At 42.3% G+C, this 648-nt stretch carries 1 protein-coding gene; it reads left to right on the plus strand.

All coding sequences use genetic code 11. From position 1 onward, the window contains the following. Nucleotides 1-445 (plus strand): DUF3833 domain-containing protein (locus R7Q48_RS28215; RefSeq protein WP_318133619.1); only part of this gene is annotated, 445 nt, incomplete at its 5' end. Nucleotides 446-648 lie beyond the last annotated feature (203 nt).

Consider the following 648-nt stretch of genomic DNA (forward strand, 5'->3'; position numbering starts at 1 on the left):
TACGCCGCCATTTAATTTATTTGAATATTTTGATGGCAATGTGAAGGCATGGGGAATGGTGCAAGATTATTCCGAGAAACAAACACGCCGCTTTGAGGTTGATATTGTCGGTACGATAACGGGTGATGAATTGGTTCTTGTTGAGGACTTTGTTTTTGACGATGGTGAAATCGACCAGCGTGTTTGGACTATTTTTCGAGCAGAGGATGGCAGGTATACAGGTAAAGCAGATGACATTATTGGTTTCGCAAACGGAAAAGAGCAGGGTAACGCTCTGCAATGGCAATATGACTTTGAGTTAAAAATGGACGACTCGACAGTGACCGTTGCCTTTGATGATTGGCTTTACCGACAAGATGACAAACACGTATTCAACCTGACCAAAATTAAAAAGTTTGGCGTGGAGGTGGGGACAATAACCTTGTTCTTTCAAAAACAACCCTAAATCCGCGATTCTCTACACCTATTGGGCGAAAATGCTCTATTGGACTGCCTCGGTTGGTAAGCTTCCAAACAAAAAGGTTGACGCTTTCACGTCAACCTTTTTAGTTTTTCGCTCATTATTGAGAGATTATAGCTTGTCAGTTAGCTCGATTGCTTGACCGATATAGTTCGCTGGCGTCATCTCTTTTAGACGTGCTTTTTCGT

It is taken from the genome of Vibrio sp. 378 (genome assembly GCF_033339435.1).